The sequence below is a fragment of the Fructilactobacillus fructivorans genome (assembly GCF_000814735.1).
GTDB classification, from domain to species: domain Bacteria; phylum Bacillota; class Bacilli; order Lactobacillales; family Lactobacillaceae; genus Fructilactobacillus; species Fructilactobacillus fructivorans.
In genome coordinates, this window is the sequence record NZ_JOJZ01000016.1 from 1 (window position 1) to 15200 (window position 15200).

The window sequence follows — 15200 nt, forward strand, 5'->3', positions numbered from 1 at the left end:
TATCTCCGATTCAATATCGGAAACAAACCGCCTAGAAAAATTATATAATGTGTCCAACTTTATGGGTTCACATCAAAACTTCAAAGTTTGGTTCCTTTTTTTTTAAGTGGGTTAAATATTAGTAAAAAGTTAAAAGTTACTTTAACTTAATAAAAAAAAACAAAAACAAAAACAAAAAAAGACCCAAACCATCGAAACGGCGAGTCTTAATCAGTTATTCATTTAAAATTATTGGCTAGATGACGAACTAGCGTTTTGGTTATTATCATTACTTGTAGCAGTGGTTGAATTGGTACTACTTTGATTATTCTCACTAGAAGACGATTCAGAAGAGGACTGATTATTTGGTTCTTCAACTTTAGAACTTGATCCAGATGAGGTTTGACTTGAACTACTTGGATTGCTATTAGATGATGAACTACTTGAATTCTTTGAACTTGATGAGTTGGAAACTACCGAACGATTTTTGGAAGCTTGTCCAGACTGACTAGCGTTATTATTAGCAGATACTGCAGTTCCCATGTGTCCTTCAATATAGTACTCATTTACACCATCGCGCCGTGTCTCAACCACATTATCTGGCTTCTGCCAATCAATATTAGGTTGTCCAACGGAGGCTTGAGACATCATTTCCTTATAGTAAGTTTGAGCAATTCTGGTTTGTTGTTCTGAAATATAATTTCCTGGTTTAAATTGATGGTCATATCCAGTCCAAATTGAAAGGGACAAGTTCTTAGTGTATCCAGTAAACCATGAGTCCATGGAAGCTTGATTTGGAACTCGCTTAATCCAATCATCAGGGTATTGTGTCGTTCCAGTCTTTCCAGCTTCATAAAGTCCAGGGATTTTAGCAGCAGTTCCTGATCCATTTGCAGATGTCATAACTCCTTTAAGCATGTCATTCATCATAAAGGCAGTATCTTGTGACATTGCACGATGTCCCTTGGAACTAAACTTCTTTTCAGCTCCGTTAACATTGACCACTTTATTAATAAGGTATGGCTTGTAGTAGGTACCACCATTAGCAAAGGCAGCATAAGCAGCTGCTTCTTGTTCTGAAGAAATATATGCACCAATCCCGTTCTGAAGCTCAAGGGGTTTATCGAATGTCATACCTAATCCAGACAAGAAATCTTGGGATCTTTGAATTCCAACTTGTTGTAAAGTTCTGATCGCAGGAATATTACGTGATTCAACTAGTGCCTTTCTCATGGTAATAGTTCCTTCATGTTTATTGTCAAAATCTTGTAATTCTTTGTTGGTTCCAGGATAAGTAAATGGTGTATCTTGAACTGCTTGATAGGTTGGCCACTTCAAATACTCAATGGCTGGACCATAATCCATTAATGGCTTCATGGTTGAACCACTTGACCGATCGGTTTGAACAGCTCGATTCAAACCAAATGCAATTTTTTGTTTTCGTGAACCTAGCATTGAAACAACTTTACCATTGTTAGAATTAACCATAGTTGCACCAATTTGGAAATTGTTGTTAGGGAATTGAACTGGGGAAGTCGGATTATTAGCTAAATTGTACATTTGCTTTTGATCATCCATGTTTAAATTGGTATAAACTTTGTTACCAGCATTTAGTTTGTAACCCTTTTGATCTAATTCTTGGACAACTTGCTGAATATAAGCGTCAGCATATTTTTCATTCTTCATATCTGGAGAAGAGTTTGTTGTGTGCTTCTTCGCTAAGCCATCTGTAATACTTGTTTGTTCAGCTTGATTGGCTTGTTCTCTAGTAATCACTTTATTACTAGCCATAGCTTCCAAAACTTGGTTACGACGATCAGTAGCAAGTTTAGGATTCGTGTATGGATTATATTGCACAGGAGCTTGAGGGAGACCAGCCAGGAAGGCAGTCTGAGAAAGATTGATTTTGTTTAATGGCTTATTAAAGTAAAAATCAGAAGCAGTCTGCATTCCATAGGCATTATTACCCATATATACTTTATTGATATAAAATTCTAGAATTTGTTGTTTACTGTAATCATGATCTACCTTAACAGCTAACCATGCTTCCTGAGCTTTACGTTTAATTGTTTGATCAGATGCTTTAGTAGAAAATACTGATAATTTAACTAGTTGTTGCGTTAAAGTACTCCCACCTTGAAGGCCACCGTTACCACGAATATTTGAGAAGGCGGCTTCAACAATTCTAGCTGGATCAACTCCATGATCTTTGTAGAAATGTCGATCTTCAATTGAAATAATTGCATTCTTTAAATTATCAGGAATTTGATCCTGCTTTACATAGTCTCGATTTTGAGCGCCTAAACGTGAAATGACCTTTCCCTTTGAATCATAAATCGTTGTTGAATTATCACTTGAAAGGGTATTATAGGATATTTTCGGTGCACTTGAAGCGTAATAGGTAAAAAGCCCAGCACCAAAAATCACCATGGCAACAATGATGGCTAAAATCCATAAAATAATTTTTTTCCATAACTTCATTTTTTTCTTTTGGGGTCCCTTACGATGCTGAAACTTTTGCACCCTGGATGCATTTTCATTTGAATCGGCCATTAGATATCTCCTTTATATGTTGTTCCTATCATCGATAATATGATCAACTGCACTGAGGTATGGAATCAGTGGTTGAAATTGATACTTAATTTGGTATGCGTTATCTTGTAATTCACTTTTAGAAATTGATTTTCTGCCACCATTATTTTGCCGATCCCAATAATAAAATAAATTTGGTCCCGCTAAGACAAAAAGCTCATTACTTTTAACAAATTTTATCATTGCAAAGGTAATTCCACCTAATTGAGTGCATTTCCTCATGTGTTCAATTTGATGCTTATGAAAATTACTAAGGGGAAAAGATGTATTACTAGTAGTTTCCTTGGCATCAAAGTCAATGTACTTACCACGATAAACTCCATTGTAATCAGTAGTGGAAGCGTGTTGAAAATATGCTTCTTTAATTACAGCGGCACTTCGCTTGGGGTAATCAACATTAACAATTTGAATTGGAGTTGGTTTTTTATGTACAACCGCAATATCTTCATCTAAATAGTATTCATTACTTTGGTTTAATTCTGCTTCAAGTGACATCCCACGATCTCCATAATTAATGGAGGAATTCTTCGAAAGATTAAGTTGTTTTGATTTGTTGGTATTCTTGAAAGAACTACCATTTGGATAGTGGAAATTCATTTTATGGCCTCAATCCATTATATTAGATCAATCATGTTAACATATACGTAATATATTATAGCAATAGTAAGTAATTTGTAGAAATAAATATTGAAGGGTGACAAGAAATGAGTCGCGTTTGGGTATCAGGATATCGAAGTTATGAACTAGGAATATTTCAAAATGATGATCCAAAGCTAAAAATTATCAAACAAGCATTATCGGATCAGCTTTCTCAATTAATTGAGAGTGGCTGTGATTGGATTATTACTGGGGGTCAACTTGGCATTGAACAGTGGACAGTTGAGGTTGCTAAAGAATTACAGCAAAAATATCCCCATGAGTTCCAGTTAGCAGTAATGCTACCATTTAAAAAGTTTGGGTCAAATTGGAATGAAGATAATCAAGCAAAATTGCACCAAGCCATTACTAAATCAGACTTTTCTGATTCAGTAAGTAACCATCCATACGATTCACCCAAACAATTAAAAAATTATCAACGATTTATGTTAACACACACAGATCAAGCTTTATTGGTGTATGATCCAGAAAATGAAGGTAAAACTAAGTATGATTATCAGGCAATTCAACAATTTCAACAAAACCATGCTTATCCATTGCAGCTAATTGATTTTGATCAGTTACAAGATATTGCGGATGATTACGAACGCAATTTAAATGATGACTTTTAGTTTTAATTCTGTTAAAATATAAGTATGCGGAAATGATTGGTGAGGTGTGTATTAATGGAAAATATTAATTTTACTCCAAAACAAATTCTACAAAAAGAATTTAAGCAGAAAATGCGGGGATATGATCCTGCAGAAGTTGATACTTTTTTAGATAGTATCATTAAAGACTATGAAACTTTTCAACGTGAGATTGATCAATTAGATCAAGAAAATCAAGATCTTAAGTTAAAAGTTGATGAGTTAACACGCCAAGTATCAATAGGTTCTAGTGCACAGAGTACACAACGTCCTGTGGAACGTCCAAGCTCTCAAAAGCAACGTGCACCTGAAGAAACAAATAATGAGCCGGTTAAACAAGAAGAAGCACCTAAAGCACAACCTTCAAGTCAGCCGACTCAAAGTCAGAATCCTACTGACATGGATATCTTAAAACGTTTATCTAGTCTGGAACGTCGTGTTTACGGTGAGGATTCAGATAATTCCAATAGATTTTAAATACTTGGTACAGGTCCTGAGTAATCGCGGTCAATGAATGTTGGCTGAGGAAAGTCCACTCTCGCACAAGCTGAGATGCTTGTAGTGTTCGTGCTCGGTGAAAAAATAAGCCGAGGAATCATTAAGTTGATTACGGCGAAAGAACGAGCTAAGGTTATTGTTACTATGCTTTAGTATTTCATAAAGTGCCACAGAAACGACTAATTTGAGAAATCAAATTATTGGAACGCAGTAAACCCCGCGAGCGGGAAACCCAAACTTTGGTAGGGGAGCTTCACACACGGAAATTGAACCAAGTGTGGGGGAAGAACATTATGTTCTTGAGATAGATGATTACTACTTAATCACTTTGTCCTGAAGTTGTGGTTAAGCACAAAACATGGCTTACAGGGGCCTGTACCGTTTTTCAGGTTGAGTGGGATTTTCCCACTCTTTTTTTATATAAAAAGGGAATGAATAAAATGAAAAAATTTAATTTAATGGCAACATGTTCAGCTGGGCTAGAAGGACTAGTTGGCGATGAATTACGAGACTTAGGATATAAACCCGAAGTCAGAAACGGAATGGTTCTATTTACAGGAACCGTTTCCGATATTATTAGAACGAATCTATGGTTAAGAACGGCCGATCGAATTAAAATTATCGTGGGTCGTTTTAGGGCGACTACTTTTGATGAGTTGTTTGAAAAAACTAAAAGTTTAGATTGGGAAGACTTAATTCCAATGGACGGGAAGTTCCCCGTCGAAGGTCGTTCCCAAAAGTCTTCTTTACACAGTGTTCCTGATATTCAAGCCATTACTAAGAAGGCCATTGTCGAAAAGATTAGCAAGTTTTATCATCGAAGAACCCGACTTCCTGAATCAGGATCATTGTATCCATTAGAAGTTCGTGTAAATAAAGATGAGGTTATGGACACCCTAGATACTACAGGTCCAAGTTTATTTAAACGTGGTTATCGAGTTGCCAAGGGAGAAGCTCCTTTAAAAGAAAACATGGCTGCCGCACTAATTCTCTTAACCAACTGGCACCCAGAAGAAATGCCGTTTCTTGATCCAATGTGTGGTTCTGGTACCATCCCAATTGAGGCAGCATTAATTGCTAGAAATATAGCTCCCGGATACAATCGCGAATTTGTTTTTGAAGACTGGGATTGGGTCGATCCTGAACTTGTTAAAAAAATTCGTGCTGAAGCGGATGCCAAAGCTGACTATGATTCTCAATTTGATATCATGGCCTCCGATGTTAATGAGCAGATGGTTAATTATGCCAAAGTAAATGCAGAAGAAGCTGGTCTACTTCATGATATCCAGTTCAAACAGGTTGCAGTTCAAGATTTTCATACTGATAAACAAGATGGTGTGCTTGTAACTAATCCACCTTATGGACAAAGAATGGGAGACTCAAAAGAAGTCGCCCAACTCTACCATGAAATGGGAAAAGTCTTCATTCCAATGAAGACTTGGTCTAAGTACTATCTAACCAGTGATTTGAACTTTGAAAAAGAATATGGTAAGAAAGCTACTAAGAGACGTAAATTATATAATGGAAGAATCAGAACAGATTATTTCCAGTACTGGGCTGAACAAAATTTCAATAAGAAAGGGAAAAAGTAATTGAGAAAACGAATTGCGATTATCGGTGGCGGAATCGTTGGTTCTACTGCTGCATATTATTTGAGTCAAATGCCAAATGCTGACGAACGTGACGTGGTAATGTTTGATGATAGTTACGGTCAAGCTACTAAAGCAGCCTCTGGAATTATATCTCCATGGTTGTCGAAACGTAGAAATAAGCAATGGTATAACTTAGCAAAGGCTGGAGCTAAATTGATTCCTGAAATTGCTAATGCCACTCATATGAATTCGGAAATTTTTGACCATTGCGGAACAATTATTACAAGAGAAAACGAAAGTAATTTAGATGAATTATATCTTTTTGCCAAAGAACGAACCCAAGTTACTCCAGAGATGGGCAAGATCCAAAAATTAGATCGGAAAGCGGTTCAATCTCAAATTCCAATTCTAACCAACCCGAAGTCTGGTGTTTTGGTATCAGGAGGAAGTCGGATTAATGGTGCACTCTTTTGTCAACATCTCATTTCAATTGCGAAAAAAAATAATCTTACGGTTCATGATGGAAGAGCAAGACTAATTAATGATCATACCATTTCTTTTAAAGAGCAATCATTTGAGTTTGACCGAATTATTGTTGCTACAGGAGCATGGGTCAAGGAAACAATGCAACCTTTGAATGTAAAAGTTCATGTGAGACCACAAAAGGGACAATTAGTTGAACTCAAAGTTCCTGATTTTCCCACTCATGAAAACATGCCAGTGATGATGCCTGAGGGAGAATATGATTTTATCCCACTAGGACATGGAAAACTAATTGTTGGGGCCACTCATGATGATAATAAAGAATTTGATTTAAGCAAAGAAGCAAGCGTTGACAACCAGTTAATCGATTCGGCTCAAAATTTGGTCTCAGGATTAACCCCAACTGATATTATACTGAGTAAAGTTGGAACGAGGGCTTACACTAATGATTTTGCTCCGTTTTTTGGAATTGTTCCTAATCATGATAATGTATTGATTGGAAGTGGACTAGGTTCCTCGGGACTAACCACTGGTCCTATGATTGGTAAATTATTAGCGGGATCGGCTATTTTTGGTGGTCATCCTGATTGGAAGATGTATGAAAAGCCTATTTCTAACTACATCAGCTAGAATGAAGAGCCTGAAATGCTAATTCATGAGCACCCATGTTTTGATTATCAGGAATCCATTTAGTTAAAACAAACGCAAAATGGCTTTCTAATTCAATAATTTGATCAATATATTTTTGATAGTGTTTTGCATACTGTTTATTAATACTGTCACTCAAAATTGAACTATCAGTGTAGTATAATACGGTTACGTTTCTTGGTATCTTACCGGAATGTCTTAAATGATGTTGAAGGTCTTTTAAAGCTTCAATACAGGCTTTAAATTCGCCAACGTGATTGTCTTTTGCTTTACATTGTTTCTTAATTTGTAATTGTTCTTGTTTATGAACGATTAAAATTCCAATCCCACATTGGTGACTTTGAGGCTTAATTGCTGCATCTGAATATAATTTATACATGAGTTAATTACTCCATTCATTTAAAGAGGTTTAAATTATGATAACTCAAAAGAGAAAGTTTTTGTATCAGCCAAATATTACTACTAGTATCATCTGCTGGAGTTGGACTCTTATTGTTTTATTGATCGGAGTTATTATTTGGCTTGAAATAACTCATTTTCAAGAGATTACGTTGGGCTTTTTCATTGCTTTTATTTTATTATCATGGATTCAAATTCATTTTAGAAAATTAATCTTAGTAGGAGATACTTTGACATTACGAAGTGTATTTCATCCCCGAGGAATTAAAATGAATATCAAAGATATTAGTAACGTTCAATTAAAAAGATTTCAGCTATCTTTTAATTACAAAAATAAGAAATATACATTTGTTCTTCCTAATAATTCAACAATCGAACTGAGCGAAGCATTAAACAATAAATAGCATGCTAATAGAGGGTGATTTAATGAAGACAGATATTGAAATATCACAAGAGAGTAAATTAAAGCCAATTCAATCAATTGCTAGTAAGCTTTCCATCCCAGAGAGTAAGGTAAATCCCTATGGGAAATACATGGCCAAAGTTTCAAGTGATACTCCTGACCAAGATACCAAGAAAAAGTTAATCCTTGTAACAGCAATTAATCCAACTCCTGCAGGGGAAGGAAAATCCACGGTCTTAATTGGACTTGGTGATGCATTAAATCAATTAAACAAGAAGGTTGCAATTGCATTACGTGAACCCTCAATGGGTCCCGTAATGGGAATGAAAGGTGGAGCAGCTGGCGGTGGATTCGCTCAAGTTGAACCCATGGTTAACATCAACCTTAATTTTACTGGCGATATTCATGCTCTAACCTCAGCTAACAACACGTTGGCTGCCTTAATTGATAATTCGATTTACCAAGGAAATAAATTAAACCTTGATCCGCGCAAAATTCAATGGCATCGAGCCATGGATGTTAATGATCGCGAATTGCGTAATATGGTAATTGGCCTAGGTGGTTCAAAGTCAGGAGTTCCACGAGAAGAACATTTTGAAATTACTGCTGCCAGTGAATTAATGGCAATTTTATGTTTATCAACTGATTTAAACGACTTAAAATATCGAATTAAGAATATTTTAATTGGATATACTTATGAAAATAAGCCTGTTTTCGTTTCTGACCTGGGGGCTGAGAGTGCGTTAACCATTATCTTAAAGGACGCCATTAACCCTAATTTAGTTCAAACCTTAGAACATACTCCTGCCTTTATTCATGGAGGACCTTTCGCCAATTTAGCAATGGGTTGTAACAGTGTTCAAGCTACTAATACAGCTATGAAGGTTGCTGATTATACCTTAACTGAGGCTGGGTTCGGATCAGATCTTGGTGGAGAAAAATTCATGGATCTGGTTTCACCACATTTAAATGTTGATCCAAGTGTGGTGGTAGTCGTAGCTTCAATTAGAGCACTAAAGTTTAATGGTGGATTAGCCAAATCAGAGTTATCAAGCCCAGATGTTGACGCTTTAAAAAAGGGAGTCAAAAATTTGGATCATCACATTCGAGCTATGAAATCCTTTAACAAGCCTGTAATCGTTGCCATAAACCAATTTAATGATGACTCACGTGAAGAAATTCAATGGTTAAATCGTCATTTGGAAGATTTAGGGGTTGAACATGGAATTAGTAAATCATTTATTGCAGGTGGCAAAGGTTCAATTGATTTAGCACAAAAATTAATCAAATTGGTTGATAATGATGATTCACTTAAGCGAGTTTACAGTAATGAAGATAATTTGACAGATAAAATAAATAAAGTTGCTAAAAAAATTTATGGCGCTGGTGACGTGGCCTTATCGTCAAAAGCAAAAGGACAATTGAAGGAAATTCAAAAAAATGGATGGGATAAACTCCCAATTTGTATTTCCAAAACTCAATACTCTTTGTCTGATGATCCCAAAAAACTTGGTGATCCAAGTGGATTTACCTTGCATATTACCGAATTATTGCCTAAATTAGGTGCTGGATATATTGTTGCCATGGCTGGAAAAGTTATTACTATGCCTGGTTTACCAAAACATCCCGCTGCCATTGGAATGGATATTGATAAAAATGAAAAAATCACCGGCTTATTCTAAAAATAGAATCTTAATTTGGATCCTTACTGCTTTACTGTTTGTCCTTTTACTTACCCTTGATCAGGTTTCAAAGTCATGGATTCGTTTAAATATTCCAACAGGAAGAGACATTTCAGTAATTCCTGGGATTCTTTCGCTCACTAACATTAATAATACTGGAGCAGCCTGGAGTTTTCTTTCAGGAAAATCATTTATTTTTGAGATCATTGCAGTTATTGCTGTCTTCGTTTTTTTGTTTTTCATTTACTTTGAAAGAAACCATACTGGTTATCTAATTGGTTTAACGTTAATGCTAGCAGGAACCATTGGGAATCTATTGGATCGTTTTTTGGTGGGCTCCGTTACTGACATGATTCAGTTAGATTTTATTAATTTTCCTATTTTTAACGTTGCTGATTCATGTGTAACGATTGGAGTAATTGTGTTATTTTTAGTTATTTTATTGGCAAAACCTGAAAGTGAAAAACATGCAGAATAGAGAATTTGAAGTTACAAGAAAGAATGAAAGACTAGATAAACTAGTTGCGGATCATTATGAAGACTTAAGCCGTAGCAGAGCCAATGAACTCATCAAAGAACACTTAATTTTGGTTAATGAAAAGAAGGAAAAACCAAAGTATAAATCAAAAATTGGTGATTTAATTCAAATTGCAATTCCTGAACCAAAACCATTAGATTTAACTCCACAAGATATTCCATTAGATATTGTTTATGAAGATGACCAAGTTATCGTGGTTAATAAACCTCAAGGAATGGTAGTTCATCCAGCTCCTGGACATCCCGATCATACCTTAGTAAATGCGTTGTTGTATCATACAAAACTTTCATCCATTAATGGAACAGTTCGTCCTGGAATTGTTCATCGAATTGATAAGGATACTTCTGGGTTACTAATGGTAGCAAAAACTGATGTTGCCCATAAATCATTATCGAAGCAACTAAAGGAAAAAACGAACCGAAGAAAATATCTTGCATTAGTTCATGGTAATATTAAAGAAAGTCGTGGGACAATTGACGCTCCCATTGGAAGATCAACAAAGGATCGCAAAAAGCAGGCTGTTATTGCTGGAGGAAGGCCAGCTATAACTCATTTTCATGTTCTAGAGCGCTTTGGCGGTAAGTACACGCTTGTGGAATGTCAATTAGAAACGGGAAGAACTCATCAAATTAGGGTTCACATGAAGTATATCGGTCATCCCCTTGTGGGTGATCCATTATATGGTCCAAAGAAAACAATTAAGGGAAATGGTCAGTTTTTGCATGCTGCAGAATTAGGCTTTAAACATCCCACTACTGGTGAGGAACTAGATTTTAAGGTTCCAGCACCTTCAATCTTTTTAAAAACAATTGAGCAATTGAGAAAAGAATATCCTGATGTTGAATAAGGAGTGAAAATTATGGCAAAAGAAAAAGTCGTAGTTGACGGTATGGCAATGCAGCGTGCTTTAACGCGAATTACCTACGAAATTATTGAGAAAAACAAGGGAATTAATGATTTAGTTCTTGTTGGAATTAAGACACGTGGCGTTTATTTAGCAAAAAGAATTGCTAAGCGACTTGAAAAACTCGAAAATGCTGAAGTTCCCGTTGTTGAACTTGATGTTACTAAATACCGTGATGATTTAAAAAATAAAAAGCCAAATTCAGAACCGGTTAATGATAGTAAAGTAGATGTTAACAATAAAAACGTCATTTTGGTTGACGACGTTTTATATACTGGCAGAACGGTGCGAGCAGCGTTAGGTGCAATCAATGAAATGGGGCGACCAAAGCGAATTGGACTCGCCGTATTAGTTGATCGTGGTCATCGGGAATTACCGATTCGTGCTGATTTTGTGGGGAAGAATATTCCTAGTTCAAAAGACGAAAAAGTCAACGTTTTGGTTTCTGAGATTGATGATCGCGATTCGGTTGAAATCGTCTCTAATAAGTAAAGCAGATCTGAAGAGGTTTGATTATGACTAAAAGATATTTAATCTTAAATGATGGAACTTCATTTGTAGGAAAATCAATTGGGGCGGAATCAACCGTCACAGGTGAAATCGTGATGAATACCAATCTAAATGGTTATCAAGAATCAATTACGGATCCGATTTATCACAATCAAATAGTAGCCTTTTCGCAACCCTCAGTAGGCAATATTGGAATTAATCGGAAGAACTATGAATCTATTTTAACTTCAGCAAAAGGAATCGTAATTCATCATAGTGAAGATATTTCAACAAGTTATCTAAAAAAGATTTCTTTAGATTCGTTTTTAACGCAGCGGAATATTCCTGGAATTACTGACATTGATACCCGGTACTTATTAAAATACATTATGAAGCATGATATTGCTAAGGCAAGTTTGGTTGATGTCAACGATGAGCATGCATTTGATCAATTGAATGCAGCAGTTTTAAGTAATCAACAAATTCAACAAGTTGCCACTCCTAAACCATACTTAGTACCAGGAAATGGTAAAACAGTAGCCATCTTGGATTTTGGATTAAAAGAAGGCATTGTTAGACAACTTGCTCAAAGAGATTGTAATGTGATTGTTTTACCCTTCGATACTGCTTACCAAGAAATCATCGATCTTGATCCAGAGGGGATTATTTTATCTACAGGACCTGGTTCTCCTCACGAAATTGATGATAGCGTTCTAACCACCATTAATCAGCTGGAACATGCGCTACCTGTTTTTGGTATGGGATTAGGGCATGAGTTACTTGCCATGGCTAATGGTGCTAGTGTTTATCGAATGAAGTTAGGTCATCATGGAAGTAATCATCCCATTAAGAAAATTATCACTAATCAAATTATCTATGCTAATCAAGCTCAAGATTACGCGGTTGACCCTGATTCTATTGATACCTCAAAACTAATTGTGACATACATAGATTTGATAAATGGAACTGTTCAAGGAATTAGACATCGTGATTATCCGGCTTTTTCTGTTCAATTCTCGCCAGACGGTTCTAGCGGTCCAACTGATAGCATTGATCTGTTTGATGAATTTCTAGAAAGTATTACAGCACACGGGAGATAGCTTGATGGAAAACAAGTTAAAAAAGATATTGATAGTAGGAGCTGGCCCATCTGGGATCGGTCAAGAATGTGAATTAGATTCAGCAGCTTTTCAAGCTCTTCACGTTTGGAAACGGCTTGGAATTGAAACTTTCCTATTGGATAATAATCCGTATTCCGTCATTTTACAGGAAATGAATGCTGATCACGTCTATATAAAGCCAGTTAACACTGATAATGCTAAACATGTTATTGAATCGGAACACGTTGATGCTATTACATCAGTTTTCGGTGGGGTCAATGCATTAAAAGTCATCCAACGTCTAAACAAAAATGGCATATTGGAAGAGAACAATGTTGATATTATCGGATTAAATAAAGATAATATTGATCTCTTTAATAATGAGAATCGGTTAAATCAGCGATTAAAAGAATACGGTATCCCAACACCTGACTATTACATCGTTAGTAATTTTGATGAATTAAGAAATGTAATTGATAAGATTTCTTTCCCAATTTCGGTTCGACCACTTGATCCTAAAACCCGACAACAACGTTCAATTTTTCAAAATATGGAGCAAGTTACAAATGAAGCAGATAATATTTTTGATGAATCTAAATCTGGTAAATGCTTAATTGAACGAGAAATTGTGGGCTACAAGGAAATTGGAACAGTCTCCTTACGTGACACGATGGGGACTAAAATGATGATTTCATCATTAGAAGACATGAATCCGGTTGGAGTAAATTCAAATGATTCGGTGGTTTTTACGCCATCACAAACTCTAAGTGATACACAGATTCAAATGATCCGTTCTATTTCTTTTGAAATCATGGATGTGTTGGGTATTAAGGGTGTTTGTCATGTACAATTTGCCCTTAACGCTGAAACCGATGATTGTTTTGTGTTAAAAGTAAATCCAAGCTTTAACATGAGTACGACACTAGCAGCTAGGTCAACCGGGTATCCAGTGGCATTAGTAACGTCACAATTATTGTTAAATTATCCAATTATGAAAGTAAAGTTACCAGAACGTTTTCACAAATTTACTTCAATTTTACAACCAATAAGTGATCATATTACCGTTAAAATCCCAATTTGGCCATTTGAACAATTACCTGAAGCAGATGCACGACTTGGGACGAAAACTAAATCAATCGGATCAGTAATTGGGGTAGGACGAAGTTGTGAGGCAGCGTTATTAAAGGGAATTAGAAGCTCGCAGTCTAGTCCAAAAGATGTTCTACCTAGTTATTCTGAATTATCTGAAGATGAATTAATTTCCCAATTAATTCATCCCACTGACATTCAGCTTCCCATTTTATTTGAAGCACTTTCACGACATTACACGGTAGAAGATTTACATGAATTGACTAAAATAGATCGATTTTTCTTCATTGTGATGGCCAGCATTGATCAAAGCCGCTCTTATATTCTTCAACATCAAAATGATCCAAAAGCATTTCGCCTTGCACATGAAATGGGATTTGGTGATGGCATGCTGTCATCAATTTGGCACATTAACATTGATAAGTTGCGAAGAAAAGATTCTTACAAGACTTACAAAATGATCGAGCCAACGGCAGGGGAATTCCCAGAACAAATTAATTCCTTTTATGCCAGTTATGAAATCGATAACGAATCGAATCAAATTGGAAATAAGACAGCTCTTGTTATTGGTAAGGGTCGAAATAAGATTGGACCAAACGTTGCTTCTGATTTTTATACGAGTGAGTTATTGATCCAATTAAAAAAGATTGGTTTTAATACCGTAATCCTAAATAATAATCCTAATTCAGCTTCATTAGCTCCAATGATGAGTGATAAACAATATATTGAACCCATTCAACTAGGTGAGATTTTAGATGTGATCCAGACCGAGAAACCAAAGTATGTTTTTTTGCCTGGAAATCGCCATTTCTTGATTCGCGAACTTAGTAAATATGCTGAAATTAATTTAGTTATTTTACCACCAAATCAAAAAAACGCAGTCTGGTATAGATCTCACGTTGATTTTGCTTTTGATCTTCTGGTAACTGATGATCAAATTATTCCAATTTCAACAGTTGGATTTAAATCAGAAGACGGCAGTGATGATATTAATCTACAAACTGACTACTACGTTCCTTACGGAAAAGATGCCTTGAACATTGATAGCTTGGTGCAAAAAGCAAAAGTAGCCGTTAAAAACCAAAACATTCACGGCCTAGTTCAAGTACTTTTTTATAAGGATCAGGACCAAATTAAGATTACTGGAGTAAGACCACTTCGAATTACTGAGACGGTTCTTTTAAATATGTCTACAGGAATTAATTGGATTGGTGTTTTGGTTAGAATGGCTACTGGACATCTAAATATTGAAAAGATTAAAAAAGAAGTCCCTAAGATTGATTCATCGACTCATTTTACGGTTATGCAAGCTTCTTTTCCATTCAAGCAACTTGGTGTTTATGATTATAAGAAAGACCGATCGCTCGAATCGGGAGCAAAACTGTCAATTGGATATACTATTAACGAAGCAACCAAAAAACTATTAAAGTAAAAAAGCAAGATTGATATGAACCCCTTAAGTTGGACAAGAAAATCAACTTAAGGGGTTTTATTATGACGAAATTTAGTTACAAATTA

General features: G+C 35.8%; 14 protein-coding genes and 1 other RNA gene. 12 read left to right on the plus strand and 3 right to left on the minus strand.

All coding sequences use genetic code 11. The features are described from left to right. Positions 1 to 228: 228 nt before the first annotated feature. A complete protein-coding gene (locus tag LfDm3_RS03535) occupies positions 229 to 2532 on the minus strand; it encodes a PBP1A family penicillin-binding protein (RefSeq protein ID WP_039144185.1) in 2304 nt (767 codons plus the stop codon). 12 nt (positions 2533 to 2544) lie between these two features. After that, positions 2545 to 3168, minus strand: a complete 624-nt coding sequence (gene recU / locus LfDm3_RS03540) for a Holliday junction resolvase RecU (RefSeq protein ID WP_039144187.1) — start codon at positions 3166 to 3168, stop codon at positions 2545 to 2547. Positions 3169 to 3275: 107 nt separating this feature from the next. Between recU and LfDm3_RS03545 the strand changes: the two genes are divergently transcribed. From LfDm3_RS03545 to LfDm3_RS03560, 5 genes are all read left to right on the plus strand, one after another. Next, positions 3276 to 3839, plus strand: coding sequence for a DUF1273 domain-containing protein (locus LfDm3_RS03545; RefSeq protein WP_039144190.1), 564 nt, complete (start codon positions 3276 to 3278; stop codon positions 3837 to 3839). A 54-nt stretch (positions 3840 to 3893) separates the two neighbouring features. Then, positions 3894 to 4334: a cell division regulator GpsB gene (gene gpsB / locus LfDm3_RS03550; protein ID WP_039144192.1), complete on the plus strand. Its 441-nt coding sequence runs from the start codon at positions 3894 to 3896 to the stop codon at positions 4332 to 4334. A 12-nt stretch (positions 4335 to 4346) separates the two neighbouring features. Continuing rightward, positions 4347 to 4726: RNase P RNA component class B (gene rnpB / locus LfDm3_RS06770), an RNA gene on the plus strand. A gap of 69 nt (positions 4727 to 4795) precedes the next feature. Beyond that, on the plus strand, positions 4796 to 5947 hold the full coding sequence (locus LfDm3_RS03555; RefSeq protein ID WP_191978919.1) for a THUMP domain-containing class I SAM-dependent RNA methyltransferase: 1152 nt from the start codon (positions 4796 to 4798) through the stop codon (positions 5945 to 5947). Continuing rightward, a complete protein-coding gene (locus tag LfDm3_RS03560) occupies positions 5948 to 7060 on the plus strand; it encodes an NAD(P)/FAD-dependent oxidoreductase (RefSeq protein WP_039144195.1) in 1113 nt (370 codons plus the stop codon). Here LfDm3_RS03560 and LfDm3_RS03565 read toward each other — a convergent pair. Beyond that, positions 7053 to 7457, minus strand: coding sequence for a ribonuclease HI family protein (locus LfDm3_RS03565; RefSeq protein WP_039144197.1), 405 nt, complete (start codon positions 7455 to 7457; stop codon positions 7053 to 7055). The genes LfDm3_RS03560 and LfDm3_RS03565 overlap by 8 nt on opposite strands. Before the next feature lie 37 nt (positions 7458 to 7494). On the opposite strand from LfDm3_RS03565, the gene LfDm3_RS03570 reads away from it, so the two are divergent. From LfDm3_RS03570 to LfDm3_RS03600, 7 genes are read left to right on the plus strand one after another with little or no spacing between them, the layout of a single operon-like run. Beyond that, the gene (locus LfDm3_RS03570; protein WP_010021467.1) at positions 7495 to 7881 is read left to right on the plus strand and encodes an EbsA family protein; all 387 of its coding nucleotides are present in this window, start codon (positions 7495 to 7497) and stop codon (positions 7879 to 7881) included. 22 nt (positions 7882 to 7903) lie between these two features. Next, positions 7904 to 9562 carry a formate--tetrahydrofolate ligase gene (locus LfDm3_RS03575; protein ID WP_039144199.1) on the plus strand — a complete coding sequence of 553 codons (1659 nt, stop codon included), beginning with the start codon at positions 7904 to 7906 and terminating at the stop codon, positions 9560 to 9562. After that, entirely contained in the window at positions 9537 to 10040 is a 504-nt protein-coding gene (gene lspA / locus LfDm3_RS03580; protein ID WP_375378663.1) for a signal peptidase II, read from the plus strand. The genes LfDm3_RS03575 and lspA overlap by 26 nt, the downstream gene beginning before the upstream one ends. Continuing rightward, a complete protein-coding gene (locus LfDm3_RS03585; protein ID WP_039144200.1) occupies positions 10030 to 10947 on the plus strand; it encodes an RluA family pseudouridine synthase in 918 nt (305 codons plus the stop codon). Before lspA ends, LfDm3_RS03585 begins: the two co-directional genes overlap by 11 nt. Before the next feature lie 12 nt (positions 10948 to 10959). Further along, positions 10960 to 11496: a bifunctional pyr operon transcriptional regulator/uracil phosphoribosyltransferase PyrR gene (pyrR, locus tag LfDm3_RS03590; RefSeq protein ID WP_039144201.1), complete on the plus strand. Its 537-nt coding sequence runs from the start codon at positions 10960 to 10962 to the stop codon at positions 11494 to 11496. A gap of 23 nt (positions 11497 to 11519) precedes the next feature. Next, positions 11520 to 12593, plus strand: a complete 1074-nt coding sequence (locus tag LfDm3_RS03595) for a carbamoyl phosphate synthase small subunit (protein ID WP_039144202.1) — start codon at positions 11520 to 11522, stop codon at positions 12591 to 12593. Positions 12594 to 12597: 4 nt separating this feature from the next. Further along, a complete protein-coding gene (locus tag LfDm3_RS03600; RefSeq protein WP_039144204.1) occupies positions 12598 to 15114 on the plus strand; it encodes a carbamoyl phosphate synthase preATP-grasp domain-containing protein in 2517 nt (838 codons plus the stop codon). Positions 15115 to 15200 lie beyond the last annotated feature (86 nt).

Bases quoted from the DNA above. Each gene is read 5' to 3' on its own strand.
- LfDm3_RS03535 (WP_039144185.1), bottom strand. From the start codon at position 2,532: ATGGCCGATTCAAATGAAAATGCATCCAGGGTGCAAAAGTTTCAGCAT.
- recU (WP_039144187.1), bottom strand. From the start codon at position 3,168: ATGAATTTCCACTATCCAAATGGTAGTTCTTTCAAGAATACCAACAAA.
- LfDm3_RS03545 (WP_039144190.1), top strand. From the start codon at position 3,276: ATGAGTCGCGTTTGGGTATCAGGATATCGAAGTTATGAACTAGGAATA.
- gpsB (WP_039144192.1), top strand. From the start codon at position 3,894: ATGGAAAATATTAATTTTACTCCAAAACAAATTCTACAAAAAGAATTT.
- LfDm3_RS03555 (WP_191978919.1), top strand. From the start codon at position 4,796: ATGAAAAAATTTAATTTAATGGCAACATGTTCAGCTGGGCTAGAAGGA.
- LfDm3_RS03565 (WP_039144197.1), bottom strand. From the start codon at position 7,457: ATGTATAAATTATATTCAGATGCAGCAATTAAGCCTCAAAGTCACCAA.
- LfDm3_RS03570 (WP_010021467.1), top strand. From the start codon at position 7,495: ATGATAACTCAAAAGAGAAAGTTTTTGTATCAGCCAAATATTACTACT.
- LfDm3_RS03575 (WP_039144199.1), top strand. From the start codon at position 7,904: ATGAAGACAGATATTGAAATATCACAAGAGAGTAAATTAAAGCCAATT.
- lspA (WP_375378663.1), top strand. From the start codon at position 9,537: ATGAAAAAATCACCGGCTTATTCTAAAAATAGAATCTTAATTTGGATC.
- LfDm3_RS03585 (WP_039144200.1), top strand. From the start codon at position 10,030: ATGCAGAATAGAGAATTTGAAGTTACAAGAAAGAATGAAAGACTAGAT.
- pyrR (WP_039144201.1), top strand. From the start codon at position 10,960: ATGGCAAAAGAAAAAGTCGTAGTTGACGGTATGGCAATGCAGCGTGCT.
- LfDm3_RS03595 (WP_039144202.1), top strand. From the start codon at position 11,520: ATGACTAAAAGATATTTAATCTTAAATGATGGAACTTCATTTGTAGGA.
- LfDm3_RS03600 (WP_039144204.1), top strand. From the start codon at position 12,598: ATGGAAAACAAGTTAAAAAAGATATTGATAGTAGGAGCTGGCCCATCT.